General features: G+C 70.9%; 27 protein-coding genes. 18 read left to right on the top strand and 9 right to left on the bottom strand.

Annotated elements, in window-relative coordinates; genetic code table 11:
- Window positions 1-8 precede the first annotated feature (8 nt).
- Window positions 9-311 carry a hypothetical protein gene (locus ACYQ77_RS07830; RefSeq protein ID WP_459708886.1) on the top strand — a complete coding sequence of 101 codons (303 nt, stop codon included), beginning with the start codon at window positions 9-11 and terminating at the stop codon, window positions 309-311.
- Between the two features lie 701 nt (window positions 312-1012).
- Here ACYQ77_RS07830 and ACYQ77_RS07825 read toward each other — a convergent pair.
- Window positions 1013-1888: a hypothetical protein gene (locus tag ACYQ77_RS07825; RefSeq protein WP_459708884.1), complete on the bottom strand. Its 876-nt coding sequence runs from the start codon at window positions 1886-1888 to the stop codon at window positions 1013-1015.
- Between the two features lie 391 nt (window positions 1889-2279).
- Window positions 2280-3059, bottom strand: coding sequence for an IclR family transcriptional regulator domain-containing protein (locus ACYQ77_RS07820; RefSeq protein WP_459708883.1), 780 nt, complete (start codon window positions 3057-3059; stop codon window positions 2280-2282).
- A 147-nt stretch (window positions 3060-3206) separates the two neighbouring features.
- Between ACYQ77_RS07820 and ACYQ77_RS07815 the strand changes: the two genes are divergently transcribed.
- The 8 genes from ACYQ77_RS07815 (at window position 3207) to ACYQ77_RS07780 (ending at window position 10587) form a co-directional block, all read left to right on the top strand.
- On the top strand, window positions 3207-4154 hold the full coding sequence (locus tag ACYQ77_RS07815; protein WP_459708881.1) for an ABC transporter substrate-binding protein: 948 nt from the start codon (window positions 3207-3209) through the stop codon (window positions 4152-4154).
- Complete coding sequence (locus ACYQ77_RS07810; protein ID WP_459708879.1) at window positions 4151-4915, top strand: ABC transporter permease; 765 nt, start codon at window positions 4151-4153, stop codon at window positions 4913-4915. The genes ACYQ77_RS07815 and ACYQ77_RS07810 overlap by 4 nt, the downstream gene beginning before the upstream one ends.
- Complete coding sequence (locus ACYQ77_RS07805; protein ID WP_459708878.1) at window positions 4912-5679, top strand: ABC transporter permease; 768 nt, start codon at window positions 4912-4914, stop codon at window positions 5677-5679. Before ACYQ77_RS07810 ends, ACYQ77_RS07805 begins: the two co-directional genes overlap by 4 nt.
- Complete coding sequence (locus ACYQ77_RS07800; RefSeq protein WP_459708876.1) at window positions 5679-6452, top strand: ABC transporter ATP-binding protein; 774 nt, start codon at window positions 5679-5681, stop codon at window positions 6450-6452. Before ACYQ77_RS07805 ends, ACYQ77_RS07800 begins: the two co-directional genes overlap by 1 nt.
- Entirely contained in the window at window positions 6449-7897 is a 1449-nt protein-coding gene (locus ACYQ77_RS07795) for a benzaldehyde dehydrogenase (protein WP_459708874.1), read from the top strand. Before ACYQ77_RS07800 ends, ACYQ77_RS07795 begins: the two co-directional genes overlap by 4 nt.
- A gap of 11 nt (window positions 7898-7908) precedes the next feature.
- Window positions 7909-9042 carry a 5-methyltetrahydropteroyltriglutamate--homocysteine S-methyltransferase gene (locus ACYQ77_RS07790; protein WP_459708872.1) on the top strand — a complete coding sequence of 378 codons (1134 nt, stop codon included), beginning with the start codon at window positions 7909-7911 and terminating at the stop codon, window positions 9040-9042.
- Between the two features lie 27 nt (window positions 9043-9069).
- Entirely contained in the window at window positions 9070-9651 is a 582-nt protein-coding gene (locus ACYQ77_RS07785; RefSeq protein WP_459708870.1) for a TetR/AcrR family transcriptional regulator, read from the top strand.
- Between the two features lie 63 nt (window positions 9652-9714).
- Entirely contained in the window at window positions 9715-10587 is an 873-nt protein-coding gene (locus ACYQ77_RS07780) for an alpha/beta fold hydrolase (RefSeq protein ID WP_459708868.1), read from the top strand.
- Between the two features lie 6 nt (window positions 10588-10593).
- Here ACYQ77_RS07780 and ACYQ77_RS07775 read toward each other — a convergent pair whose 3' ends face one another.
- From ACYQ77_RS07775 to ACYQ77_RS07755, 5 genes are all read right to left on the bottom strand, one after another.
- Window positions 10594-11604: an amidohydrolase family protein gene (locus tag ACYQ77_RS07775; protein ID WP_459708866.1), complete on the bottom strand. Its 1011-nt coding sequence runs from the start codon at window positions 11602-11604 to the stop codon at window positions 10594-10596.
- A 103-nt stretch (window positions 11605-11707) separates the two neighbouring features.
- A complete protein-coding gene (locus tag ACYQ77_RS07770) occupies window positions 11708-12994 on the bottom strand; it encodes a type I glutamate--ammonia ligase (RefSeq protein WP_459708865.1) in 1287 nt (428 codons plus the stop codon).
- 134 nt (window positions 12995-13128) lie between these two features.
- Window positions 13129-13845 (bottom strand): sugar phosphate isomerase/epimerase family protein, encoded by a 717-nt coding sequence (locus ACYQ77_RS07765; RefSeq protein ID WP_459708863.1) that lies wholly within the window; start codon window positions 13843-13845, stop codon window positions 13129-13131.
- Complete coding sequence (locus tag ACYQ77_RS07760) at window positions 13842-14567, bottom strand: NAD-dependent epimerase/dehydratase family protein (protein WP_459708861.1); 726 nt, start codon at window positions 14565-14567, stop codon at window positions 13842-13844. The genes ACYQ77_RS07765 and ACYQ77_RS07760 overlap by 4 nt, the downstream gene beginning before the upstream one ends.
- Window positions 14568-14580: 13 nt before the next feature.
- A complete protein-coding gene (locus ACYQ77_RS07755) occupies window positions 14581-15756 on the bottom strand; it encodes a CynX/NimT family MFS transporter (RefSeq protein WP_459708859.1) in 1176 nt (391 codons plus the stop codon).
- Window positions 15757-15817: 61 nt separating this feature from the next.
- Between ACYQ77_RS07755 and ACYQ77_RS07750 the strand changes: the two genes are divergently transcribed.
- From ACYQ77_RS07750 to ACYQ77_RS07715, 8 genes are all read left to right on the top strand, one after another.
- A complete protein-coding gene (locus ACYQ77_RS07750) occupies window positions 15818-16591 on the top strand; it encodes a tyrosine-protein phosphatase (RefSeq protein ID WP_459708857.1) in 774 nt (257 codons plus the stop codon).
- 2 nt (window positions 16592-16593) lie between these two features.
- Window positions 16594-17253: an SDR family NAD(P)-dependent oxidoreductase gene (locus ACYQ77_RS07745; RefSeq protein WP_459708855.1), complete on the top strand. Its 660-nt coding sequence runs from the start codon at window positions 16594-16596 to the stop codon at window positions 17251-17253.
- A 76-nt stretch (window positions 17254-17329) separates the two neighbouring features.
- Window positions 17330-18148, top strand: coding sequence for a TIGR03560 family F420-dependent LLM class oxidoreductase (locus ACYQ77_RS07740; RefSeq protein ID WP_459708853.1), 819 nt, complete (start codon window positions 17330-17332; stop codon window positions 18146-18148).
- Between the two features lie 40 nt (window positions 18149-18188).
- Window positions 18189-19046 carry an LLM class F420-dependent oxidoreductase gene (locus ACYQ77_RS07735; RefSeq protein ID WP_459708851.1) on the top strand — a complete coding sequence of 286 codons (858 nt, stop codon included), beginning with the start codon at window positions 18189-18191 and terminating at the stop codon, window positions 19044-19046.
- Window positions 19047-19621: 575 nt separating this feature from the next.
- Window positions 19622-20530: an ABC transporter ATP-binding protein gene (locus ACYQ77_RS07730; RefSeq protein WP_459708849.1), complete on the top strand. Its 909-nt coding sequence runs from the start codon at window positions 19622-19624 to the stop codon at window positions 20528-20530.
- Complete coding sequence (locus ACYQ77_RS07725) at window positions 20523-21383, top strand: hypothetical protein (RefSeq protein ID WP_459708847.1); 861 nt, start codon at window positions 20523-20525, stop codon at window positions 21381-21383. Before ACYQ77_RS07730 ends, ACYQ77_RS07725 begins: the two co-directional genes overlap by 8 nt.
- Window positions 21380-22291: an ABC transporter ATP-binding protein gene (locus ACYQ77_RS07720; RefSeq protein WP_459708845.1), complete on the top strand. Its 912-nt coding sequence runs from the start codon at window positions 21380-21382 to the stop codon at window positions 22289-22291. Before ACYQ77_RS07725 ends, ACYQ77_RS07720 begins: the two co-directional genes overlap by 4 nt.
- Window positions 22288-23001 carry an ABC transporter permease gene (locus tag ACYQ77_RS07715; RefSeq protein WP_459708843.1) on the top strand — a complete coding sequence of 238 codons (714 nt, stop codon included), beginning with the start codon at window positions 22288-22290 and terminating at the stop codon, window positions 22999-23001. The genes ACYQ77_RS07720 and ACYQ77_RS07715 overlap by 4 nt, the downstream gene beginning before the upstream one ends.
- Before the next feature lie 29 nt (window positions 23002-23030).
- Here ACYQ77_RS07715 and ACYQ77_RS07710 read toward each other — a convergent pair whose 3' ends face one another.
- Complete coding sequence (locus tag ACYQ77_RS07710) at window positions 23031-23567, bottom strand: GNAT family N-acetyltransferase (RefSeq protein ID WP_459708841.1); 537 nt, start codon at window positions 23565-23567, stop codon at window positions 23031-23033.
- Window positions 23568-23598: 31 nt separating this feature from the next.
- Here ACYQ77_RS07710 and ACYQ77_RS07705 point away from each other — a divergent pair, with 31 nt between their 5' ends.
- Window positions 23599-24696, top strand: coding sequence for an MBL fold metallo-hydrolase (locus ACYQ77_RS07705; protein ID WP_459708840.1), 1098 nt, complete (start codon window positions 23599-23601; stop codon window positions 24694-24696).
- On the opposite strand, the gene ACYQ77_RS07700 is transcribed toward ACYQ77_RS07705, so the two are convergent.
- The gene (locus ACYQ77_RS07700; protein ID WP_459708838.1) at window positions 24636-25217 is read right to left on the bottom strand and encodes a hypothetical protein; all 582 of its coding nucleotides are present in this window, start codon (window positions 25215-25217) and stop codon (window positions 24636-24638) included. The two genes, ACYQ77_RS07705 and ACYQ77_RS07700, sit on opposite strands and share 61 nt — an antisense overlap.
- Window positions 25218-25281: the final 64 nt, after the last annotated feature.

Here is a 25281-nt window from a genome sequence, read left to right as displayed (position 1 = left end):
ATGGAGGTATGACCCACGAGTTGAGCCGTGCCCAGGTGCTGGCGATGGCGAGCCAGCGGGACCGGCGGTTCCACATCGCAGCCGAGATCTCGGTTGTCGTCCACGACATGGACGCACTGCGCGCGGCGGCCCGCCGCGCGTTCGACCACGGCCGCTTCGCGAGCGAGGCGGAACGGACCAGGGCGTGGGCGGCCATCGAGGACGACCCCGCCGGGCTGATCGGGCAGGTGCTCGACTTCGCCCGGCTCACCGAGGACGTCCCCGGCCTGCTCCCCCACACCGCGGAGTGGACCGTGCGCAAGGCGAGCTGACGGAGTCGAACGAGCCATGCGGACGATCACATCGCAAGTGGATCGTCCGTCGACCCCAAGCAGACCCTGGGCCGCCGAGCGGGAAAGCCTCATCCGATCGCGCCGCGACAAATCCCCAAATGGGCGAGCACTGGAACCAATGCATCAGCATGGGGTAGAACACCACGACGATCCGTCGCCCAGGAGTGGTGACTGAGTATCGCCACGACAACGCACCGTCACCGACCACCGAGGCGCGGGTGCGAACACGCGCAGTCACGTGCGATGTCTCGCCGCATCACTCACGCGCAGGGGGCGAAGTCGACAGGGCTACACAGGATGTCGCAGGGTAGTGACTGCTGACCAAACCTTCGCGCTGTCACCGGGCCGAGCTATTCGACATGGATGACTCTCTTAGCAGAGCATCGCATTCGATGATCGCTCCCGCCCTGTTTCGACCACCCGATCACTGGGATAGGGTGCGCCGATCGCACTCCGCGTAGCGACGACGCCACGTCTTCGCCTACTCCACGGAGAGTGATTTTCGAACACTCTTGCAATTCAGTTCGCTGCACGGGTGTGCATCCGGTACTGCTGAGTCGAACACGGAGGACTGGCCACAGTGACTACTCGTGGTGGCGGCGGAGAAGAGAGCGACAAGTAGCTCGTCCGCGAATTGTGTGGAACGTGGTGGACGCCAGTTCCGACAGGTGTCCACCGCGTCACCTCTTGACCTGCAAACGCATGCCAACATGCACGTCCGCAGGCAAGTCGTTGACGACCAACGTGACTTCGAACCGCCCGTCCTTGTTTCTGCCGCCGGCGACCGAGAACCTGGGGTGCGGTTGCTGGAAGTCGGCTTCCTCGAAGTACACCTCAACCCCTTTGGGAAGCACGACGACATACGTGGCGTGTTCGATTTTGAGCGCATGACTGAAGTTGAACCCGAAACTGTCAAGCTCACCCGCCATGAGAGGCGCACACTTTCGCGGCCACGCACGTTCGACTTCCACCTGTATCTCCGTCCCTCGCGGAACCGGAGAATGTAGGTGCGCAAGTATTTCCAGACGCCCGTCCGACAACCACGAAGGCGTTACTCGCCAACTCGGCCCACGACGACCGGCCCCCTTGACCCCACGAACATCGACGTGCACCCGTCGACGATATCTATGCGGTTGGGTCCACCTCGAGTCGGCCCGAAATCGCAAATAATACAGAAACTCCTGCAACGCCTCGGCACGAATGGTGATCAGCTCTTTCACGCTACCGTCTTTGCTGATCGTGGCTACCTGATTCCAATCCTTCACGAGCGCCACCGGCCGCGTCTGATCATATAGATGGTCGCAGTAACGGGAAAGCAGTTCACGAGCGTCGTCCCTGTCGCGCTTGAGCGCCCTTCTGTCCCGGAGCAGGATCAACATCAGCGACAGCAACACTAGAACCACAACAACAAGAAAGCCCGCCTTCACCGCGGCTCCACCCAGTGCGGCACCCAGCACGACCGCGAATCCCATGATTCCCACGACGGACTTCACGATAACGGGCGAGCCCTCGCCGTCCAGCAGATCGTCCAGCCACACCACGAACTTCGCCAGCATGGACCACCTCCGATCCGACGCAGGACCCCGCACACTGGAAGTCGGAAAGGGCGGCAGCTCCAGGCCCACTCAAGTAGCCCGCGGCGGCGCACTTGACCGCGATCACCAGCACTCGTCAGTATACGATCTCCCCGGGTTTTTGCTTCGTCGCGACCGTAAGTCGGCCGGCTCGTTGCGCAATTGAGGCACTAAGATCGACATGACGGCAATTGCCGTAAGAATCCGACAATAGTCGGCGCCCGTTCGCGAGGTCGCCACATCCTTGACCGAACCGTGCTATTTGCAGTCGCCCGTACGTCAATTGACTGGAATGACGGCGGAGAGACATCGCTACTGGCTGTGGACCACCCCAGGCCGGCACCGAACCCGCGCAAGCCACGCCCGCCGGTGCTCACCGCGGCCGGCGCGACCCCGGGATGTCCGCCTCGATGCGGGCAGCCGTCTTCAACAGCGGTGGCAGGAGGTCCCGGCGCATGGCTTCCAGCGACGTCCGGCTCGCGTGGGCGGACACGTTGACCGCGGCCACGACCGTGCCCGACCGGTCCCGCACGGGTGCGGCCAGCGCCCGCAGCCCCTCCTCCAGTTCCTGGTTCACGAGCGCCCACCCCTGCGCCCGCACCTTCGCGATCTCCACGCGCAGGGCGTCCACGGAGGTCAACGTCCGCGCGGTCAGCGGCGCCATCGTCACCGCCGCGAGGTAGGCCTCCAGCTCGTCGACGGGCAAGCCGGCCAGCAGCACCCGCCCCATCGACGTCGCGTACGCCGGGAAGCGGGTGCCGACGCTGATCGACACCGTCATGATCCGCGACACCGGGACGCGTGCCACGTACACGACGTCGTGGCCGTCGAGCACCGACACCGACGACGACTCGCTCACCTCCGCCACGAGGGCCTCGAGGTGTGACTCCGCGACCTCCGGCAGCGACAGCGACGACAGGTACGCGTACCCCAGCTCCAGCACCCGCGCGGTCAGCGAGAAGAACCGCCCGTCGCTGCGGACGTAGCCCAGCGCGGCCAGCGTGAGCAGGAACCGGCGCGCCACGGCGCGGGTCACGCCGGTGCGGGCGGCGACCTCCGACAGCGTCAGCTCCGGGTGCGACTGGTCGAACGCGCGGATCACGGCGAGCCCGCGTTCCAGTGACTGCACGAAGTCGGCACCTCGACCGGCCACGGGACCACCTTCGAGAAGTACGCAATGCGAACGACAGTTCTCCAGTCGCACGATAGTACGCGGGTCAACTGTTGACCTCACAATGACCGGCGCTCTAGGTTCTCCTGGAGAACGAGCGTGCGGTCTACGAACAACGGAGTTTCGCCCATGCGACGTCACCTCGCTGCGTTCCTGCTCGCGACCTCCCTGTTCGCCACCGCCTGCGGCTCGGAAGAAGGCCCCGCGGCCGGTCAGCCGGACAAGGTCACGGTCGGTGTCATCCCGATCCTCGACGTGGCACCGATCTACCTCGGCCTGCAGAAGGGCTTCTTCGACAAGCGCGACATCGACCTGGAGCTGAAGCAGGCGGAGGGCGGCGCGGCGATCGTGCCCGCGGTCGTCAGCGAGCAGTACCAGTTCGGGTTCAGCAACGTCGTCTCGCTGCTGCTCGCGCAGTCCGAGGGCCTGCCGGTCAAGGTCGTCAGCAACGGCAACAACTCCACCGGTGTGGACGGCGAGGACTTCGCCGGGCTGATGGTGAAGGGCGACAGCCCCATCACGTCCCCGAAGGACCTCGAGGGCAAGACGGTCGCGGCGAACACACTGCAGAACATCGTGGACACGTCCGTCCGCGCGTCGGTGCGCAAGGACGGCGGTGACCCGTCGAAGGTCAAGTTCGTCGCGCTGCCCTTCCCCGAGCAGCCCGCCGCGCTCGCGAGCGGACAGGTCGACGCGGTGTTCGTGGTCGAGCCGTTCCAGCAGGCGGTGCTCGCCGAGGGCGGGCGCAAGATCGCGTCCAGCTACGTCGACGCGGCCGACGACCTGACCGTCGCCGCGTACTTCACCTCGCAGCAGCTGCTGGCCGAGAACCCGGACCTGGTCAAGCGGTTCACCGAGGCCATGCAGGAGTCGCTGTCCTATGCGGACAGCCACCCCGACGAGGCGCGCCAGATCATCGGCACGTACACCAAGATCGCGCCCGAGGTGATCGAGAAGGTCACGCTGCCGAAGTGGCCCGCCGACATCAACCGGGACTCGCTGCGGACGATGGCCGACCTCGCCGTCGAGGACGGTCTCATCGACAAGGCCCCCGACCTGAACGCGCTGCTCCCGTGAAGGTGCTCCTCGGCCTCGCCGGGCTCGCTGGTTTCGGTGTCCTGCTGGAGATCGCGCCCCGGATCGGGCTGGTGCCCGCCCGGTACGCGCCACCGACGAGCGACATCCTGACCACGCTCGCCCAACAGGTGCGGCGCGGGGAGTTCTGGACCGCCGTGGGCGACACGCTGCTCACCTGGCTGCTCGGCCTGCTGATCGCGATCGCCCTGGGCGTCGCGATCGGCGTCCTCATCGGATCGGTGCCGGTGCTGCGCGCGCTGACCGCGTCGACGATCGAGTTCCTGCGGCCGATCCCGTCGGTCGCGCTGATCCCGCTGGTCGTCGTGCTGTACGGGTCAACGATCGAGGCGACCGTGCTCCTCGTGGTGTACGCGGCGTTCTGGCAGGTGCTGATCCAGACGCTCGCCGGCGTCGCCGACATCGACCCGGTCGCCGCCGACACCGCGCGGTCCTACCACCTGAACCGGTGGGCGCGGATCCGCTGGCTGGTCTGGCCGACCGCGCTCCCCTACGTCGTGACCGGCATCCGGCTCGCCGCGACCGTCGCGCTGATCCTGACCATCACCGGTGAGCTGGTCGTCGGCTCGCCGGGGCTGGGACAGGAGATCGCGAACGCGCGGTCCTCCGGTGCGGTGCCGGTGATGTACGCGCTCATCGTGGTGACCGGGTTGTTCGGGGTCGCCGCGAACGTGCTGACCAGGGCCGCCGAGCGCAGGGCGCTGGCGTGGCACCCGTCGGTGCGGACGGAGGTGCCCGCGTGATCAAGCGGATCGCACTCGCCGTCGCGCTGCCGGCCGTGCTGGTCGCCGTCTGGTGGTTCGCGAGCGCGGACAGCACCGAGTTCTACTTCCCGCCGCTGCGGCGGATCCTGGGCGTCTTCCCGGAGACGTGGTTCGGGCCGCGCATGGTCGACGACGTCCTGCCGAGCCTCGCCCGGCTCGGCATCGGCTACGCGGCCGCGCTCGTGCTCGGCATCGGCCTGGGCATGCTCATCGGCGCGAACCGCACGCTGCGCGCGGTCGTCGAGCCACTGCTGGAGTTCCTGCGTGCCGTGCCACCGCCCGTGCTCGTGCCGATCCTCATGCTGATGGCGGGCATCGGCGACCTGATGAAGGTGCTCGTGATCATCTCCGGCTGCGTGTGGCCGATCCTGCTGAACACGGTCGAGGGCGTGCGCGCGGTCGACGAGGTGCTCACCGACACGTGCCGCAGCTACAAGATCCGCGGCCGTCTGCGCATGTGGCACCTGGTGGTCCGGTCCGCGAGCCCGCAGATCGTCGCCGGCGCCCGGCAGGCGCTCTCCATCGGCATCATCCTGATGGTCATCAGCGAGATGTTCGCGGCGTCGAGCGGCATCGGGTTCACGGTGATCCAGTTCAAGGACGGCTTCCGGATCCCGCAGATGTGGAGCGGCGTGCTCCTGCTCGGACTGCTGGGTGTGCTGCTGGCGTGGGCGTTCCGGCTCGTCGAGCGACGCGTGCTCGGCTGGTACCACGGCATCCGCGCCGTACAGAAGGAGCGTTGATGCTCACCGTCAAGGGCCTGTCGAAGACCTACGACGCCAGGGGGCGCCGGGTCGAGGCGATCGGGGACGTGTCGTTCGACGTGGCGGACGGCGAGTTCGTGTGCGTGGTCGGCCCGTCCGGCTGCGGCAAGACGACACTGTTGCGCTGCGTCGCCGGGCTCCTCCCGCCGACCTCCGGCGAGATCGTGGTGGCGGGCAGGAAGGTCGACGGCCCACCGGACGGGCTCGCCGTGGTGTTCCAGGAGTACGGCCGCAGCCTCTTCCCCTGGCTGCGCGTGCAGGAGAACGTCGAGCTGCCGCTGCGTGCCGCGGGCATGGGCAAGGCGACGCGGCGTGAGCAGGTGACCGAGGCGCTCGACGCGGTCGGCCTCGCCGACGCGCACGCCGCGTACCCGTGGCAGCTCTCCGGCGGCATGCAGCAGCGCGTCGCCATCGCCCGCGCGATCGCCTACCAGCCGAGGGTGCTGCTGATGGACGAGCCGTTCGCGGCCGTCGACGCGCAGACCCGCGCGGACCTCGAGGACCTGATCCGGTCGGTGTGGCAGCGGCTCGGGCTGACGCTGCTGTTCGTCACGCACGACATCGACGAGTCCGTCTACCTCGGACAGCGGGTCGTGATGCTGTCGTCGTCACCGACCACGGTCGCCGAGGACCTCGCGATCGACCTGCCCGCCGAGCGCGACCAGCTCGGCACGCGGAGCGACCCGCGGTTCACCGAACTGCGCGGCCAGGTGTACGCCCAGATCCAGAAAGCCAAACAGGAGCGGACATGACAGCGCTGTTCGAGCCAGGGACCATCTACAGCGGCGGCTGGATTCCCGCGAGCGGTGGCGACACCGCGATCGTCGAACCCGCTACCGGCGCGGAACTCGGGCGCACCGGTGTCGCCGACGCGTCCGATGTGGACGCCGCGTGTGCGGGTGCCGCCGCGGCGCAGCAGGCGTGGGCGGCCGCGACCTTCTCCGACCGCGCTGCCGTGCTGCGCAAGGCGGGCGCGGCGATCGAGGCGAGCTTCGCCGAGCTCCAGGACTGGGTGGTCCGGGAGACCGGCGCGGTGCCGGACATGGCCGCGTTCGCCGTCGGGGTGGCGGCTCAGGAGTGCTACGAGGCGGCGGCGCTCGCGTCCCAGCCACCCGGTCAGCTCCTGCCGACGGCCGAGCCGAGGCTGTCGATGCTGCGCCGCGTGCCGGTCGGCGTGGTCGGCGTGATCTCGCCGTTCAACGTGCCGCTGATCCTGTCGATCCGCTCGGTCGCGCCCGCGCTCGCGCTCGGCAACGCGGTGGTGCTCAAGCCGGACATCCGCACCCCGGTCAGCGGCGGGTTCGCGATCGCGCGCGTGTTCGCCGAGGCCGGCCTGCCGGACGGGTTGCTGCACGTGCTGCCCGGCGGCCCCGACGCGGGCACGGCACTGGTCGAGAACCCGCACGTGCGGGTCATCTCGTTCACCGGCTCGACCGCGGTCGGCCGCAGGGTCGGCGAGCTGGCGGCGAAACACCTCAAGCGGGCGCACCTCGAGCTGGGCGGCAACTCGGCGCTGGTCGTGCTGGACGACGCGGACGTCGAGCGCGCGGTGTCCGCGGGCTCGTGGGGGTCTTTCCTGCACCAGGGCCAGATCTGCATGACCACCGGCCGCCACCTGGTGCACGAGCGGGTCGCGGACGCCTACGTCGAGGCGCTCGCCGCGCACGCGACCGCCCTGCCCGTCGGCGACCCGGCGAAGGAGCGGGTCGCGCTCGGCCCGCTGATCGACGAGGGCCAGCTCGGCAAGGTCCACGACCTCGTCACGTCCACTGTGGACGCGGGCGCCCGGTTGGCGTGCGGCGGCACGCACGATGGCCTGTTCTACCGCCCGACCGTGCTCGACCAGGTCGGCACCGACATGCCGGCGTACGCCAACGAGGTGTTCGGCCCGGTCGCGCCGATCGTGCGGTTCGCGAGCGAGGAGGAGGCCGTGGCGCTCGCGGCGGACAGCGAGTACGGGCTCTCGCTGTCCATCCTGACCGGCGACGCCATGCGCGGGCTCGCGCTCGCCGAGCGCGTCCCCACCGGCATCGTGCACGTCAACGACCAGACCGTGAACGACGAGGCGGTCGCGCCGTTCGGTGGCGTCGCCGCGTCGGGCACCGGCGCCCGGTTCGGCGGTCTCGCCAACCTGGACGCGTTCACCGAGTCGCGGTGGATCACCGTCCGCGGACAGATCCCCGCCTACCCGTTCTGAGGAGGGAACTCATGGCCGCATCGACGACACAGCTGCCACCGTTCCGGGCCGACCACGTCGGCAGCCTGCTGCGCCCGGCCGCGCTGCTGACCGCGCGCGACGACCACAAGAACGGGCGGATCTCGGCCGAGGAGCTGCGCGCGGTCGAGGACGAGGCGATCCGGCAGGTGGTCGCCATGCAGGCCGAGGTGGGCCTGCGCTCGGCGACCGACGGCGAGTTCCGCCGCACGTCGTGGCACATGGACTTCATCTACCGGCTCGGCGGCATCTCGTCCGCGCCGGACGACGCGATCAAGGTCCGGTTCGAGAACCCGGACGGCGTCATCGAGTTCACCACCGCCGCACTGCACGTCGACGGCCCGGTCCGGCTGCGGGAGACGATCTTCGCCGACGACTTCCGGTTCCTCGCCGACGTCGCGGGCGGCGCGGTGACGCCGAAGCTCACCATCCCGTCGCCGAGCATGGTCCACTACCGCGGCGGCCCGGCCGCGCTGGACCAGAAGGTGTACCCGGACGAGGAACAGTTCTGGACCGACCTGTCCGCCGCGTACAAGGAGCAGGTGCGGGGCGTCCACGAGCTGGGCTGCCGGTACCTGCAGCTCGACGACACCTCGCTGGCCTACCTCAACGACCCGGCGCAGCGGGCAGAGCTGACCGCCCGCGGCGACGACGCCGAGCACCAGCACCTGCGCTACATCCGGCAGATCAACGCGGCCATCGCCGACCGGCCCGCCGACCTGCGGGTCACCACGCACATGTGCCGCGGCAACTTCCGGTCGTCGTGGGCCGCGTCCGGCGGCTACGACTTCGTGGCCGAGGCGCTGTTCTCGGAGCTGGCCGTGGACGGGTTCTTCCTCGAGTACGACGACGAGCGGTCCGGGAGCTTCGCACCGCTGCGGTTCGTGCCGCCGGGCAAGAACGTCGTGCTGGGCCTGGTCACCACGAAGCGCGGCGAGCTGGAGTCGAAGGACGACCTCAAGCGCCGCATCGACGAGGCCGCGAAGTACGTCCCGCTCGACCAGCTGTGCCTGTCGCCGCAGTGCGGGTTCTCCTCCACCGTCGAGGGCAACGCGCTGACCTACGACGAGGAGGTCGCGAAGCTCGCACTCATCGTCGAGACCGCGGCGGAAGTCTGGGGCGACTGACCGACCGGTCGTGCTATTGTGGCCGCCATGAGCAAGGGTGAGGCCACCCGCGAGGCGATCCTGGACACGGCGAGCCGGCTGGCCCGGTCCGTCGGGCTGGGCGGCATCACCATCGGCACGCTCGCGACCAGCGCGGCGCTGTCGAAGAGCGGCCTGTACGCGCACTTCCGGTCCAAGGAGTCGCTGCAGGTCTCGATCCTGGAACACACGCGGGCCCGGTTCGTGGCCGAGGTGGTGGCGCCCGCGCTGACCGAGCCGCGCGGCGAGCCACGCGTGCGCGCGCTGTTCGAGAACTGGCTGGCCTGGGACGACCAGCCCGGCGGCTGCCTGTTCGTGGCCGCCTCGTCCGAGCTGGACGACCAGCCGGGGCCGGTGCGCGACCGGCTGGTCCGCTACCAGCAGGACTGGCTGGACTCGCTCGCGGAGGTCTTCCGCACCGGCCTGTCCGAGGGCCACTTCCTGCCCGGCGCCGACCCGGAGCAGTTCGCGTTCGAGGTCGACGGCGTGATGCTGTCGTGCCACATGTCCGGCAGGCTGCTCGGCGACCCGCACGCGCAGTCCCGGGCCCGCACCGCGTTCGAGGCCCTCCTGGACCGGGCGCGGGCCTGACTTCTCCCCTTCTGAAAGGACGCAGACGTGTCGCTTCAAAAAAGCACGATCGTTCGTCTTAAAATGGTGGCTGTCCGTACCGCCTTCGGCACGCTGGAACGCGTGGCCCCCGACCTCGGCGCCCGCTGGGCCGAACGGCTGTGGCTGTCGGTGCCGCCCTACCGCGGCAAGAGCAGACCCGGTGTGCTCCCCCGCGGCGAGACCTTCACGGTCACGGTGGCGGACCGCACGGTCGTGGGCACGGCGTGGGGCAGCGGCCCGGTGGTGTACCTGGTCCACGGCCGAGGTGGCGTCGCCACGCAGCTGCACCCGTTCGTGGCGCCGCTGCTCGCGGCCGGGCACCGGGTCGTCACGTTCGACGCGCTGTCGCACGGTGCGTCGGACCCCGGGTTCGTGAGCCCCCGCCACTTCACGATCCCGGAGATGGCGAGTGCGTTCACGGCCGTGGTGAAGGCACAGGGGCAGCCGCACGCGGTGATCGCGCACTCGCTCGGCTGCGCGTCGGTGTTCTACGCGCTGCGCGACGGCGTGCGCCCGTCCCGGCTGGTGTTCCTGGCGCCGATGACCCAGCCGACGCCGTACACCACGGTCTTCGCGGCGACGCTCGGCTTCGGCGAACGCATCCGCACCCGCATGATGGACCGGGTCGCCGCCCGGGTGAACACGCCGTGGGACGACTTCGACATGCCGACGCAGGTCACCCGCATCGCACCGCCGCCGCTGCTGACCGTGCACGACCCGGCCGACCGCGAGACCCGCTACGCCGACAGCGTCGCGATCGCCGAGGTGTGGCCGGAGTCGGAACTGGTGACCGTCAAGGACCTCGGCCACTGGCGTCTGCTCCGCGACCAGGAGACGATCAACCGCGCGGTCGCGTTCGCGACCGTCCCGGCCCCGGCGGCGAAGCCGAGCCGCCCCCGGGCAGCCGCGGGGTGACGCCGGTCAGCCCGTGACCCGGTGCAGGCGCAACGCGTTGCCGCCGAGGATGCCGAGTGCGAGGCGCTCGGCGTCCGCGGTGGTCAGCGCGTCCTCGGCGAGCCACGTGTCGGTCAACGTGTTCACCGCGCGCCGCCACAGCACCGCGCCCAGGTAGTGCAGTTCGGGCAGCACGTTCCCGTCCGACGAGTACAGCACCGAGTCGAACGGCGCCACCTCCAGCACCTCGGCGAGCACGGCGGCCGACCGGACGCCCACGAAGGGAATGGTCAGCCCGAGGTCGACGTGCACGTTGTCGAACACGTGCGCCAGGTACGCGGCGTTGCGGTGGAACGGATAGCAGTGCAGCAGCACGACCTGGCACGGCGCGACCCGCAGGAAGTCCGTCAGCAGGTCGGGATCCGACATCGACAACCGCAGATCCGGGTCCCCGAACCCGGTGTGGATCTGCAGTGGCAGCCCGCGCTCGGCGCCGACGCGGGCTGCCTCGTGCACCACCCACGCGAGCAGCACGGGATCGGTGAGCGGGGCGTCCTTGGCACGCAACCAGGACGTGGCGGCCCGCACCGCCTCGGCACGCGCTGGCTGCGCGGCGGGCAACGCCAGCCCCCACCGGTACGCGACGATCGACTTGAACGCGATCGCCGGCGCGACGTACAGCGCGGCTTTGATCTTGTCCAGCAAGGCGTCGGGCGAGGTCGCGGTCTTCTGCACGGCCTCGGCGACGGCCTCGATCCGCACCACCTCGTGGCCGGTACCGCCGCCCAGCTCCGCCAGCCCGGCCGGTGAGGTCACCGGCCCCGGCACGTAACCGGTGTCGACGAACCAGTGCCGCACCCCGGCCGCGGTGAGCAGTTGCTTCGACACCTCGTGCCAGCCGAGTTCCGCGCGCCGCCACAGGTACTCCTCGGCGGGCGCGAGCGCGGGCATCCCCAGCACGGGCGCGCACCAGCGCCGCACCGACAACCCCAGCAGCGACCGGAACGGGTGCCGCCGGGCGCTTTTGGCCTCGGACAACCATTCCCGGGGATCCACCTCCCCCGTCGCCACTCCGTGACAGTGCTGGTCGACCAACGACACGACATCGGCGACGCCCAACGTTCACCTCCGCGGAATCGGCTCACCAGCGCCAGAGAACGGCTGAGGTTAGCGCCCCCGCGTCGAGGCCCGAACAGCGCTCCGCCTCCGCGCGCCGCACGGTCGTGATCGCGTCGTGCAGTTCCGGTCCGAGCGCCGCCGCGAGCACGGCCGACGACGCCAGCGCGGCGGCCGCCGCCGAGGCCGACGTCGGCAGCCGCGGCACGGATCCGTCGCCGGTCGCCGGGTCGCCGGTGACCGGCGGTGGCAGCCGCAGCCGACCGGTCACGCCCGCGAGCCCGGCCGCCAGCACGGCACCGATCAGCAGGTACGGGTTCGCGGTCGCGTCGAAGCACTTGACCTCGGCGTTGGCCGACGGCCCGGTGATCAACCGCAGCGCGGTCTCGCGGGTTTCGTGGCCCCACGCCTGCCAGATCCCGGCCCACCGCGACGGCTGCAGCCGCAGGAACGACACGGGATGCCCGCACCCGATCGCCACCAGCGCGGGCAACTCCCGCAGCACACCGGCGAGGAACGCCTCGCCATCGGCACGCAACCCGAACGGGCCGTCGCCACCCGACATCAGCGACCCGGCCGCGTCGTGCACGGACAGGTGCAGGTGTGCGCCCGACCCGGCCCCGTCCGGGTCGACCGACGGCGAGAACGTGGCGCGCCAGCCGTGCGTGCGGCTGCGGGAGCGGATGGTGTGCCGGGTCAGCACGGCGTCGTCGGCGGCGGCGACCGGATCGGCGGGCGCGGTGGAGATCTCCAGCTGCGCCACCGCGTACTCCGGGTGGAACTGTTCCACGGCGAGCCCCTGCGCGGTCAGGTCCGCGACGAGCTCGGCCGCGTAGGCCGCGACCTGTTCGAGCCGGATCTGTCCGTAGGCGGGGCCGTCGAAGGCGGGCACGAACCCGTCGGCGCCGGCGCGGCCGAGGATCCACTCGTGCTCGAACGCGGCGAGCACGCGCAGGCCGTGCGCCGCGAGCGCGTCCACCTGCCGCGCGGCGAAGGCCCGCTGGCACGCCACGAACCGGGTGCCGTCCTGGAGGTACTTGTCCGCGGGCGCCCAGCCCCACCCCGGCTGCGCCGACAACGCGACGAGCCGTGACATGTCCGGCGCCAGCCGCAGGTCACCGTCCGGCCCGCCGAGGTAGCGCCCGGCGACCATGACGTCGTCCGACCCGAACGCCTCGAAACACGGCGATGCCCCCACCGCGACCGGCAACCGGTCCAGCGGCACGGTCTTCACACGCGTGATCCCGGCGTTGTCCACGAACGACAACTCGACGAGCACCACCCCAGCACCCCGAAGCTCCTCAGGAGTCATCCCCCCATCCTGGCCCCGAACACCGCGAGTCGCGCTCTCGCGCATACCGAGTTGTCAGTTTCGTGCACCCACACCTGCACGAAATCGACAACTCGGTGTGCGTGCGAGCGCGACTCGCGGTGTCCTGGCGGGGGTTATCGGGGGGTCAGCCACGTGTGCAGGGTCGTGGCGTCTGCGTGGAACGACTCCGGTGAGTCGTCGCGGACGAACTCCAGGAGTGCGTGCCGGTCGGCGGGGAGGGCCGCGAACACCGGGCGCCACAGGGACTCGCGTGCGGCGAGCGGGAGGCGGGTGCCGTCGTCGGCCCAGCTGAACACGTGCACCGCGACCGGGTCCAGCGCGGGCACGGCGGCCAGCGCGTCCTCGACGGTCGAGCCGATCGGCGGCTGCCAGTACGGTCTCAGCGCCGGTACCGCGGCGAACAGGTCCAGCGCCGACTCGAGCGTGTCGGTGAGCGTGTTCGCGTGGTACTCCACCGCGATCTCCACGCCTTCGCCGTTCGCCAGCGCCGCGGCCTTCCGCAGTTCCTCGACCACCGCCGCCCGGTCGGGTTCCTCCGCCGAGCCCTGCGCGCCCGCCCACACGCGGATCCGCGGCGCGCCGAGGGCGAGCGCGGTCTCGAGCACGGGACCGAAGTCGCCGTCCGCGCGGTAGTAGGAGCCGTACGCCTCGACCGCGAGGCCGTGGTCGGCGCCGCGGGCCGCGACCTCGCGCGCGGTGCGGAGGTCGCCGACGGGGACGTGCACGTCGCCGCCCCACTCGATCGCCGCCAGGCCCGCCCCGGCCGCGAGCGCGATGACCTCCGCAGGCGTCAGCTGCCGGAACGTCACCGACACCAGGCCCGGGATCACGTCACGTCCCGCGGCGTCCAGCCGAGTTCGCGGCGGGCCTTCTCGATGCTCATGGTCTTGCCGGTGGCGTCACCGCTGATCGCGTACACGTCGAAACCGTGGCCGCGGCGGTGCAGGGCCGCCTCGATCGCGGCCGCCACGTCCCGGCCGGACGTGCTGATCGCCCGCTTCATGGGGGTGTCCCCACGCGGCCACTCGTCGTCCGCCGCGGGGAAGCACAGGCGCAGACAGATGGCGTCCATGCCGTCCCACCGGTCGGTCGCCGTGCGGCACACCTCCTCGCCGAGGCGCTTCGCGAGCCCGTAGAAGTCGGTGGCGGACGGCGGCACCGACTCGTCGGGGAACGTGATCATGCCGGTCAGTTCCTCGTACGGGTACACCGACATGCTGCTCGTGTAGACCACGTGCCGGACCCCCGCCTTCGCGGCGCCGGTGAGCGCGAGGTACAGCCCGGACACGGCGACGTCGAAGTGCTGCCGCGCGTTCTCCGGGCTCCCCCAGCCCGCCAGCGGGCCCATCGCCATGAACACCAGCGAGTCCACTTCGGACGACAGGGACGCGACGAGGTCCACGTCGTGCAGCTCACCGGTGTGGTAGTCCACTCCGGACACCGGCGTGCGTGGCGCCTTCAGGTCCAGCACGCGGACCTCGTGCGTGCGTGCCAGCACCGGCACCACCAGCGAGCCGACCAGACCACAGCCACCGATCACCAGCAGGCGCATCCGTTCCTCCCCTTCACACCTCGACGTGCGCGTCCCGGCCCGCGCGCAACCCGATCAGCGCGTGCGCCGCGGCGACGCCGACGAGCACCGACAGCGGCACCCGCCAGCCACCGGTCGCGTCGTGCAGCGCACCGAACAACGTCGGCCCGACCGCCGCGACGAGGTAGCCGATCGACTGTCCCATACCGGACAGCGCGGCGGACGAACGCGGGTCCGCGGCCCGCAGGCTGAAGAACGCGAGCGCCAGGAAGAACAACGCGCCCGCGCCGATCCCGGTGACCAGCACCCACACCAGGGCGAGGTCCGGCGCGACCAGCAGCCCGAGGTAGCCGGCCATGGCGAGCAGCGACGACGTGCACGCGACCGCCCGCTGGTCCCGCAACCGGACGAGCAGCAGCGGCACGACGACGCTCATGAGCACGCCGATGATCTGGTACGCGAACAGCAGCCAGCCCGCGGTGGCCGGGGTGGTGCCGTAGCTGACCAGAATGGACGGGTACCAGGACAGCACGGTGTAGAAGCCGGTCGCCGACAGCGCCATGAACACCGCGCACTCCCAGGCGAGCAGCGACCGCCACGGCGTCGCGCCCTTGCTGACCTCGGGCACCACCTGGTTGCGCCGCGACAGCCGCGGCGTCCACACCGCCAGGGCGATCAGCACGAACCCCGCCCACACGCCGAGCGCGGTCCGCCACCCGCCGGGCAGCGCGTCCGCCATCGGCACGGCCACCCCGGCGGCGGTGGACGCGACGATGCCGATCACGGCCGTGTACACGCCGGTGACCGCGCTCACGTGGTCCGGGAAGTCGCGTTTGATCAGGCTCGGCATCAGCACGTTGCCCGCCGCGATCGCGGCGCCGAGCAGGACCGTGCCCACCCACAGCAGCCCGCTGACCGGCAGCGACCGCAGCACGATCCCGGCCGCGAGCAGGGCGAGCGCCAGCCACAGGAGCCGGTCGGTGCCCAGGCGCCTGGCGAGCCGGGGGACCTGCGGCGACACCACGGCGAACGTGAGGAGCGGCAGCGTGCCGATGAAGCCGGCCTCGCCCGCCGTGAGCCCGATGTCCGCGCGGATGGTCTCCAGCACCGGCCCGACCGAGGTCAGGGCGGCCCGCAGGTTCGCGGCGAGCAGCAGGAACCCCGCGATCATGAGGACGCGACGAGCAGTGCCCTCGTTAGCAGTCCTCACGATCGTCACGGTGGTCAACCTCTCACACGGTCGAGTGAGGCGGCAATGATGAGATGACGGGGTGCGCTGGATCGAACTCGAGAACGCCGTGAACGTCCGCGACCTCGGTGGGCTGCCCACCGAAGGCGGGCACCGCCTCCGCACCGGACGGCTCGTCCGGTCGGACAACCTGCAGGACCTCTCGCCCGCGGACGTGACCCGTCTCGTCGACGAGGTCGGGGTCACCACCGTCGTCGACCTCCGCAGCACCGGGGAGGTGCAGTCGGAGGGCCCCGGGCCGCTGACAGCGGTGTCCTCGGTCGAGCACCTGCACCTGTCGCTGCTGCCGGAGTTCGGCGAGATGACCGACGTGGCGAAGGACGCGCTCGCGCTGAACCGGGAACGCGCGCTCCAGCGCGACCCGGAGAACGTGGCCGACGCGTTCTACTTCGGCTACCTGGAGGACCGCCCGGACAGCGTGGTCGGCGCGTTGCGGGCGATCACGAACGCCCCCGGCGCGGCGCTCGTGCACTGCGCGGCAGGCAAGGACCGGACCGGGGTGGTGATCGCGATGGCGCTGTCGGTCGCCGGCGTGCCGCGCGCGGAGATCGTGGCGGACTACGAGGCGACCGGCGAGCGCATCGAGCTGATCCTCGACCGGCTGCGGTCCTCCCCCACCTACGCGCGCGACATCGACAACGTGCCCGCCCACGAGCACGACCCGCGCCCGGACATCATGCGCCGCTTCCTGGCCCGCCTCGACGAGGACCACGGCGGCCCGCTCGGGTGGCTCGCCGCGCACGGGTTCGACAGGGTGGACGCGGAGAAGCTGCGGAACAAGCTGGTCGAGGAGTGAACATGACCGAGTCGGTGCTGGTCACCGGTGGTACCGGCGGCCTCGGCACGGCCGTGACCACCGCGTTCGCGGAGGCCGGCTGGCGGGTGGTCGTGCCGTACCGGTCGACCCCGCCGTCGGGTGTCGTGGGCGTGCGGGCGGACCTGACGGACCCGGCCCAGGTGGCGGCGGCCGTCGAGGTGGCGGCGGCGGAGGGCCCGCTGCGCGCGGTCGTCCACCTGGCGGGCGGGTTCGCGATGGGCGGCCGCGTGCACGAGACGCCGGTCGAGGAGTTCGAGGCGCAGTTCCGCACGAACCTGCGCCCGACGTACCTCGTGTGCGCGGCGGCGATCCCGAGGTTGATCGAGGCGGGTGGTGGCTCGATCGTGTGCGTGTCGTCGAAGGCCGCGCTCAACCCGTTCGCGGGCGCGGCGGGCTACGTGACGTCGAAGGCGGCGGTGCTCGCCCTGGTCGACGCCCTGGACGCCGAGTACCGCGCGGACGGCATCCGCGTGAACGCCGTCCTGCCCGGCGTGATCGACACGCCGGCGAACCGCGAGTCGATGCCCGGCAGCCGCAAGAACTGGGTGGACCCCGCGGACATCGCGAGGACGATCCTGTTCCTGGCGGGCGACGCGTCGAGCACGGTCAGCGGCGCGCACATCCCGGTCGACCGGGCGTGATACCGCCCAGGACGTAGCCGGGGAGCCGCCCGCGGGCCGACGCGGCGGGCGGCGCGGCACGCGCATGCTGGCGGCCATGCGCATCAGCCTGAACCTGACGAACTTCTCGTGGCCCGACGGTGTGGCCGGGCTGCTCCCGGTGGTCCAGGCCGCCGAGGACGCGGGCGTCGACACCGTGTGGGTGCCCGACCACCTGATCCAGGCCGACCCGTTCGCGTCGGTCGAGGAGCCGGTGCTCGAGGCGTACACGACGCTCGGTTTCCTGGCGGCGCGGACCGCCCGGGTCCGGCTCGGCACGATGGTGACCGGCGCCCCGTACCGGCCGCCCGCGCTGCTGATCAAGGCGGTCACCACGCTCGACGTGCTGTCCGGCGGCCGCGCGTGGCTCGGCATCGGCAGCGGCTACCACGAGGCGGAGGCGTCGATGATGGGCCTGCCCATGCCGCCGGTCGCCGAGCGGTTCGAGCGCCTGGAGGAGATCCTGCGGCTGGCGCACCGGATGTGGGCGGGCGACGAGTCGCCGTTCGAGGGGCGGCACTACCGGCTGACCCGCCCGCTGAACATCCCGAACGCGGCGAAACGCCCACCGATCCTCATCGGCGGCTCGGGTGAGAAGAAGACGCTGCGGTACGTGGCCCGCTACGGCGACGCCTGCAACCTGCCCGACATCCCCGACGGCGGCGCCACGCTCCGGCACAAGCTCGCGGTGCTCGCCGCGCACTGCGCCGAGGAGGGCCGCCCGTTCGAGGCCGTCGAGAAGACGGTGGCGAGCCGGTTCGACCCGGCCACGCTGCCCGACCGCGTCGCCGAGCTGTCCGCGCTGGGCGTCGACCACCTGGTGCTGATCACCACCGGACCGTGGACGGTCGAGGCGGTGACGTCGATCCGGCTCTGAGCTTGCGCTGGAGCGCGCTCCAGGTCGTACGTTGGCTGTCGTGAAGCTCGGAGTGCACCAGATCGCGTTCACCGTTCCCGACGGGGCCGCCGGCATCGCGCCGGAGCTGGTCCGCCTCGCACACGCCGTCGAGGAAGCGGGGGTCACCCACCTGTCGGTGATGGACCACTACTTCCAGATGGAACAGGTCCTGCCCGCCACCGACCCCATGCTGGAGGGCTACACCACGCTCGGCTTCCTGGCCGCGCACACGTCGACCGTCCGCCTCGGGTTGCTGGTCACCGGCGTGACCTACCGCCACCCGGGCCTGCTCGCGAAGATCGTGTCCACGTTGGACGTGCTGTCCGGCGGCCGGGCCGAGCTGGGCATCGGCGCCGCGTGGTACGAGCGCGAGCACCGCGGCCTCGGCGTGCCGTTCCCGTCGACGGCGGAGCGGTTCGAGCGCCTGGAGGAGACGCTGCGGATCTGCCGCCAGATGTGGGACCAGGACAACGACGGCCCGTTCGAGGGCAAGCACTACCAGCTGGCGGAGACCCTGTGCCACCCGGCGCCGATCTCCAAGCCCCCGATCCTGATCGGCGGCGGCGGTGAGAAGAAGACCCTGCGGCTCGTGGCGCAGTACGCGGACGCGTGCAACCTCTTCACCCCGTCCCCGGAGGACGTCGCCCACAAGCTGGACGTGCTGCGCCGCCACTGCGACGACGTGGGCCGCGACTACGACTCGATCGAGAAGACGGCCAACCTCTACGGCCCGATCACCGACACCTTCGTCGACGACGCGGCCACCTACGCCAAACTGGGCATAGAAACCATGATCGTCATGCCCCCGGGCGACACCCCAGCCAAATACGTGGACGAAGTGGTAGCTCCACTGGTCCCCCGCCTAGCCACCCTGTAACCCCGCGAGTCCCCCTCTCAAGACCCGCGAGTCCCCCGTTCAAGACCCGCGAGTCCCCCGTTCACGACCCGCGAGTCGGCGGTTCGGCGCTGTCGCCGTTCGAGCCGAACCGCCAGTTCACCGGCCCGGAACGGAAGACTCGCGACTTCCGATGGGGAGAGGATTCCGGAACTGGTCGCCCGGATCCAGCAGGTCACGGGTCCCCGCGAAGCGGGGGCGGCCGCCCGTGTTGGGGTTGCGTCGGCGGGTGGCGCTGACGCTGGTGGCGTTGCGGTCGGGTCCGCCGGGCGGATGGTGATCGTGGACGGCACGAACGTGCCGGTGGGAATCGCCGCAAAGATCGGGCCACCCACGACGTTGCCTACTCGGGAAACTCCACACGCGGGGTCCCCACGCTCGGAGACTCGCGGGTCCCGAACGGGAGACTCGCGAGTCGCGAACGGGAGACTCGCGCGTCCGGAACGGGAGACTCGCGGGTTCTGGGCGGGGGACTCGCGGGGTTCCGGGGAACCTCAGGGTTGGGTCAGGGTTTCGACCGGATGCCCTGAGTGGGGCCGGGGCAATACGTTGAGCGCGTGCCACTCATCGAGACCAGCGCGCTGCAGAAGCGCTACGACAACAAGGTGACCGCGCTCGCGGATCTCACCGTCGCGATCGAGCCCGGGGTCGTGGGCCTGGTCGGGGTCAACGGCGCGGGCAAGAGCACCCTCATCAAGCTCGCACTGGGGCTTCTCGAACCGACCGCCGGGCAGATCCGCGTGCTCGGCCTCGACCCGGTCGCCGACGGCGACCGGGTCCGCGCCCGCGTGGGCTACATGCCCGAACACGACTGCCTGCCACCCGACATGATCGCGGCCGAGTTCGTCACGCACATGGCGCGCGTCAGCGGCCTGCCCAAGGCGATGGCCCGCGAAAGAGCCTCCGAGACCCTGCGCCACGTCGGCCTGTACGAGGAGCGCTACCGCCGCATCGGCGGCTACTCCACCGGCATGAAGCAGCGCGTCAAGCTCGCGCAGGCCCTCGTGCACGACCCGGAGCTGCTGCTGCTCGACGAACCGACCAACGGCCTCGACCCCGCTGGCCGCCGCGCGATGCTCGACCTCGTCCACCGCATCGGCACCGACTTCGGCATCTCCGTCGTCGTCTGCTCGCACCTGCTCGGCGAGATCGAACGCATCTGCACGTCGCTCGTCGCGATCGACGCGGGCCGGCTGCTCCGCTCCGCCACCCTCGACTCGATGACGCAGGCCCGCGACCTGCTGATGGTCGAGGTCGACGAGGACGCGGACGCGCTCGCGCGGCTGCTCGTGAGCCAGGGCATGGAGGTCCGCACGGACAACCGCGTCCTGTACGTCCGGTTCTCCGACGACGAGGTGTACGACCGCATCCGCGACGCGGTCGCCGACCTCGACCTGCCCCTGCACCGCATCGAACGTCAGCGCCACCAGGTGGCCGACCTGTTCCGGGAGGTGGCCAGTGCCTGACACCGGCGTCATCCACGACATCGGCTACCAGCGCTACGAAGGCCCTCGGCTGGGCCGCGGCTACGCGGCGCGGTCGCTGTACGTCCACGGCGTCCGCTCCGCCTACGGCCTCGGCCGCAGCCCGTGGGCGAAGGTCCTGCCGATGGCGGTCCTGGCGTTCGCGAGCCTGGCGTCGCTGATCCTGGTCGTGGTCAACACCCAGCTGCCCACGCAGGTGATCGACTACGTGGGCATCGCGTCCACGTTCACCTACGCCGCCACGGTGTTCGTCGCGGTCGTCGCGCCCGAGCTGGTGTCGGTGGACCTGCGCAGCAACCTGCTGCAGCTCTACCTCTCCCGCCCGCTGCGCAAGAGCGACTACGCGCTGACGAAGCTCGCGTCGCTGGCGACGGCCACGTTCCTGCTGTTCGCCATCCCGATGCTGATCATGTTCCTGGGCATGGCGTTCAACACCGACGCGGGCATCGGCGGCGTCTTCGACGAGCTGGGCGGTTTCGCACAGGGCCTGATCGCCGCCGCGATCCACGCCGCGCTGCTGTCCGCGCTCGGCCTGCCGCTCGCGTCGCTGACCGGCCGCCGCGTGTTCGCCTCCGGCATGATCATCGCGTTGTTCCTGCTCACGGCCCCGATCTCGGGCGCGCTGCGGGCGTTCGGCAACGGCGCGCTGGAGTACCTCGGCGGCCTGCTCGACCCTTCGAGCCTGCTCAACGGCGTCGACCAGTGGCTGTTCGGCCCGGGCATCGGCATCGTCCAGACCGGTGACTACGGCGCCGTGTACGCCCTGGTCACCGCGGCACTGACCGCGCTGGGCACGTTCCTGCTGGTGCTGCGCTACAAGAAGGTGAAGTCGTGACGGACATCGAACTCAACGGCGTCTCCCGCTGGTACGGCAACGTCGTCGCGGTCAACGACGTCACGCTCACCATCGGCCCCGGCCTCACCGGCCTGCTCGGCCCGAACGGCGCGGGCAAGACCACGGTCCTGCACCTCATGGCCGGGCTGATGGCCCCGTCGCAGGGCGACGTCACGGTCGGCGGCCAGCCCGCGTGGCGCAACCCCGAGATGTACCGGACGCTCGGCCTCGTCACCGAACGGGAGAGCGTGCCGGGCTTCCTCACGGCGTGGGAGTTCGTGCTGGCCAGCGCGAAGCTGCACAAGCTGCCGGACCCGGCGGAGGCGGCTCGGCGCGCGCTCGCCATCGTCGAGCTGGAGGACGCGCAGGACCGCCGCATCTCGACGTACTCGAAGGGCATGCGGCAGCGCAGCCGGGTCGCGGCGGCGCTGGTGCACGACCCCGGCGTCCTGTTGCTGGACGAGCCGTTCAACGGCATGGACCCGCGTCAGCGGCTCCACATGATGGAGCTGCTGAACCGCATGGCGGACGAGGGCAGGACCATCCTGTTCAGCTCGCACATCCTCGAAGAGGTCGAGCAGCTGTCCGGCACGGTCCAGGTCATCGTCGCCGGGCGGCTCGCCGCGTCCGGCGACTACCGGCACATCCGCCGCCTGATGACCAACCGGCCGCACCAGTTCACGGTCACCTCGTCCGACGACCGGCTGCTGGCGACCGTCCTGATGGGACTGGAGTCGGTGTCCGGCGTGAGCCTGGAGCCGGCCGGGGTGCTGGTGCAGGCCAACGACTACGGCACGTTCACCCGTGCGCTCGCCAAGCTGGCCCGCGAGCACAAGATCCGCATCACGCAGCTCATCCCCTCGGACGAGTCCCTCGAGAAGGTCTTCTCCTACCTGGTGGCGACATGAACCTGACGATCATGAGTCTCACCGCGCGGGCCATGCTGGGCCGCAAGCGCGTGCTGATGCTCCTCCCGATGCCGGTGATCCTCATCGGCCTCACGCTGCTGGGTGTCACGTCCGGCGAGAGCGAGGCCGAGTGGGGCCCGGTGGTGTTCTCGTCGCTGGGCATCAGCGTGATCCTGCCGCTGACGGCGTTGATCGTCGGCAGCAGCGCGCTGGGCCTGGAGATCGACGACGGCACGATCACGCACGTGCTCACGAAACCGTTGCCGCGCAGCGAGATCGTGCTGTCCAAGCTGGCCGTGGCGTGGCTCGTGACCACCGTCGCCACGGGCGTGCCGCTGGCCGCGGCCGCGCTGATCGCGGGCTCCGGCAAGCTGGCCGTCGGGCTGGTGATCGGCGCCGCGATCGGCGGGCTCGCCTACAGCGCGTTGTTCCTCGCGCTGTCGGTGATGACGAAGCGGCCGGTCGCGGTCGGCCTCGTGTACATCGTGCTGTGGGAGAACATCCTGGTCAGCTACGTCAGCGGGGCCCGGGTCTTCAGCGTCCGCCAGCACGCGACAGCCATCGCGGACTCGATCGGGAACACGCGGCTCATCGACGCCTCGGTGTCCGTGACGACGGCCCTGATCATGTCGGTGATCTTCATCGTGGTGGGCACCGTGGGCGCGACGCAGCGGCTGCGGTCGTTCGCGCTGACCGGCGAGGCCAACTAGCGCCACGGGTGAGCCGGGCCCGTCCCGGCTCACCCGTCCGTCGCCAGGACGGCCATCGTGTACGTGTTGTGCCACCTGCCGTCCCACCACAGGGCGTCGCGGTGTTCGCCCTCCACGCGGAAGCCGCACTTCTCGTAGACGTGGCGGGCACGCGGGTTGTGCGCGAACACCTCCAGGTGGACCCGGTGCAGGCCCGCGTCCTCGAACGCGTACCGGACCGCGAGCCGCGTCGCCTCCGTGCCGATGCCCTTCCCGAACGCGTGCGACGCCAGGACGATCCGGAAGTTCACCGAGCGGTTGTCCTCGTCGAGGTCGTTCAGCACCACCTCGCCGACGAACGCGCCGCCGTGCAGGACCGCCCAGTCGGCGCGGTCGTCCGCCTGCCGCACCTGCTCGAGCCACGACCGGATCTGCGCCCGCGTGAACGTCGCGTGGGTGCCGGTCAGCCGCCGGGACTCCGCGTCGTGCAGCACCGCCCACTCGCCATCGAGGTGCTCCGGGCCCAGCGGGACGAGCGTCACCCGCTCCCCGGTGAGCGTCCGCTGTTCCTGAAACGCTGAGATCACACTCTCAGCAAATCACGGGCAGTATGAAAGCGTGATCAGAGACCTCGTGCGCCGATCGGCGCTGTTGGTGCCGGTCGGCGCGCTGGTCGGCGCCGGCTGGCAGGTGCCCGCCGCGATCGGCGGCCGTCCTCAGGGAGCGCGCCTGGACCGCATGCGGCGCTCGCCGCACTTCCGCGACGGCAGGTTCCACAACGACGTCGAGACCGCGGTGGCGGGGCCGCCGCCGTCCGGGGCCATGCGCGACCTCGTGCTCGGCAAGGAGGTGCGCCGCCCCCGCCGGCCCGTGCCGCTCGAGAGCGCACCCGACTTCACCGGCGTGGACGGCCTGCGCGTCTCCTGGCTCGGGCACGCCACCGTGCTGGTCGAGATCGAGGGCAAGCGCGTCCTGTTCGACCCGGTCTGGAGCGACCGGGTGTCGCCGTCGACGCTGCTCGGCCCCAAGCGCCTGCACCCGGTGCCGTGGGCGCTCGACGAGCTGCCGGAGCTGGACGCGGTCGTGATCTCGCACGACCACTACGACCACCTCGACATGATGACGATCCGGCGGCTCGCCGCCCGGCAGCCGTCGCTGCGGTTCGTCGTCCCGCTCGGCGTCGGCGCGCACCTCGAGCGCTGGCGCGTCGCCCCGGCGAACATCGTCGAGCTGGACTGGGACGAGCGGACCGCGCTCGACCACGTCGAGGTCGTCGCCACCGCCGCGCAGCACTTCTCCGGCAGGCTCCGCCCCGGGGGCAACGGCACGCTCTGGGCGTCCTGGGTGCTCAAGGGCCGCGACCGGAGCGTCTTCTACACCGGCGACTCCGGGTACTTCGACGGATATCGCCGGATCGGTGACGAATATGGCCCGTTCGATGTCACGTTCATCCAGATCGGCGCCTACTCGCCGTACTGGCCGGACATCCACATGACACCGGAAGAGGGAGTGGAGACTCACCGGGCCGTGCGCGGAGAGTTGCTCGTGCCGGTGCACTGGGCGACGTTCAACCTCGCCATGCACTCGTGGTCCGAGCCGGTCGAGCGGCTGCTCACGGCGGCCGACGACCTGCGGGTCGCGATCCCGAGGCCCGGTCAGGCGCTGGACGTCGACGAGGTGCCGTCGCCGGACGGCTGGTGGCGTGCCGTGGCGTGACGCCGCGCGAACAGCACGGTCCCGATGACCAGCAGCGGTGACACGAGCGCGACGCCGCTGCTCGCCACCACCAGCACCGCGAGCCCGCCCTCGCGCACGGCGTCGTCGCCGAGGGCGCGGACCGGGATCGTGTCGCCCGGCTCGTCGTCGAAGGCCAGCTCCACCTCGCCCGACCGGCCGTCCCACCGGGACTCGCAGTCGTCGTCCTCGCAGCTCACGACCCGCGCCTCGGTGTGGGCGCCGCGCACGTACGTCCACGAGGCGTCGAGGTAGGCGAAGCCGAACACGACCGCGGTGAGCAGGGCACCCACACCCGCGTACGCGGCGGAGACCAGGACGAGCCCGGGCTGGTGCTCGACGATCGCGCTCACCACCGCCACCACGACGAGCACCACGCCCGCCGCCACGGTCGCGAAGACGAACACGCGCCCGCCGGTGATGGCCCACGCGCCGGCCGCCACGACGAACAGGAGTCCGAAGAGGACGGTCAACCACCCGCGGGCGCCGCTGGGCTCGCTCACAGTGACTCCGTTCCGTCGGCTGTGCCGGGAACAGAGAGTCTGCCCAGCTCTCCGGCGCGTGGCA

Source organism: Actinophytocola sp. KF-1 (assembly GCF_054661535.1).
This window is presented reverse-complemented; position numbering and strand designations above follow the sequence as displayed.

What these genes read in the sequence shown, in the direction of transcription:
- ACYQ77_RS07830 (WP_459708886.1), top strand. Translation starts at nt 9, where the DNA reads ATGACCCACGAGTTGAGCCGTGCCCAGGTGCTGGCGATGGCGAGCCAG.
- ACYQ77_RS07825 (WP_459708884.1), bottom strand. Translation starts at nt 1,888, where the DNA reads ATGCTGGCGAAGTTCGTGGTGTGGCTGGACGATCTGCTGGACGGCGAG.
- ACYQ77_RS07815 (WP_459708881.1), top strand. Translation starts at nt 3,207, where the DNA reads ATGCGACGTCACCTCGCTGCGTTCCTGCTCGCGACCTCCCTGTTCGCC.
- ACYQ77_RS07800 (WP_459708876.1), top strand. Translation starts at nt 5,679, where the DNA reads ATGCTCACCGTCAAGGGCCTGTCGAAGACCTACGACGCCAGGGGGCGC.
- ACYQ77_RS07795 (WP_459708874.1), top strand. Translation starts at nt 6,449, where the DNA reads ATGACAGCGCTGTTCGAGCCAGGGACCATCTACAGCGGCGGCTGGATT.
- ACYQ77_RS07790 (WP_459708872.1), top strand. Translation starts at nt 7,909, where the DNA reads ATGGCCGCATCGACGACACAGCTGCCACCGTTCCGGGCCGACCACGTC.
- ACYQ77_RS07785 (WP_459708870.1), top strand. Translation starts at nt 9,070, where the DNA reads ATGAGCAAGGGTGAGGCCACCCGCGAGGCGATCCTGGACACGGCGAGC.
- ACYQ77_RS07780 (WP_459708868.1), top strand. Translation starts at nt 9,715, where the DNA reads ATGGTGGCTGTCCGTACCGCCTTCGGCACGCTGGAACGCGTGGCCCCC.
- ACYQ77_RS07770 (WP_459708865.1), bottom strand. Translation starts at nt 12,994, where the DNA reads ATGACTCCTGAGGAGCTTCGGGGTGCTGGGGTGGTGCTCGTCGAGTTG.
- ACYQ77_RS07760 (WP_459708861.1), bottom strand. Translation starts at nt 14,567, where the DNA reads ATGCGCCTGCTGGTGATCGGTGGCTGTGGTCTGGTCGGCTCGCTGGTG.
- ACYQ77_RS07745 (WP_459708855.1), top strand. Translation starts at nt 16,594, where the DNA reads ATGACCGAGTCGGTGCTGGTCACCGGTGGTACCGGCGGCCTCGGCACG.
- ACYQ77_RS07740 (WP_459708853.1), top strand. Translation starts at nt 17,330, where the DNA reads ATGCGCATCAGCCTGAACCTGACGAACTTCTCGTGGCCCGACGGTGTG.
- ACYQ77_RS07715 (WP_459708843.1), top strand. Translation starts at nt 22,288, where the DNA reads ATGAACCTGACGATCATGAGTCTCACCGCGCGGGCCATGCTGGGCCGC.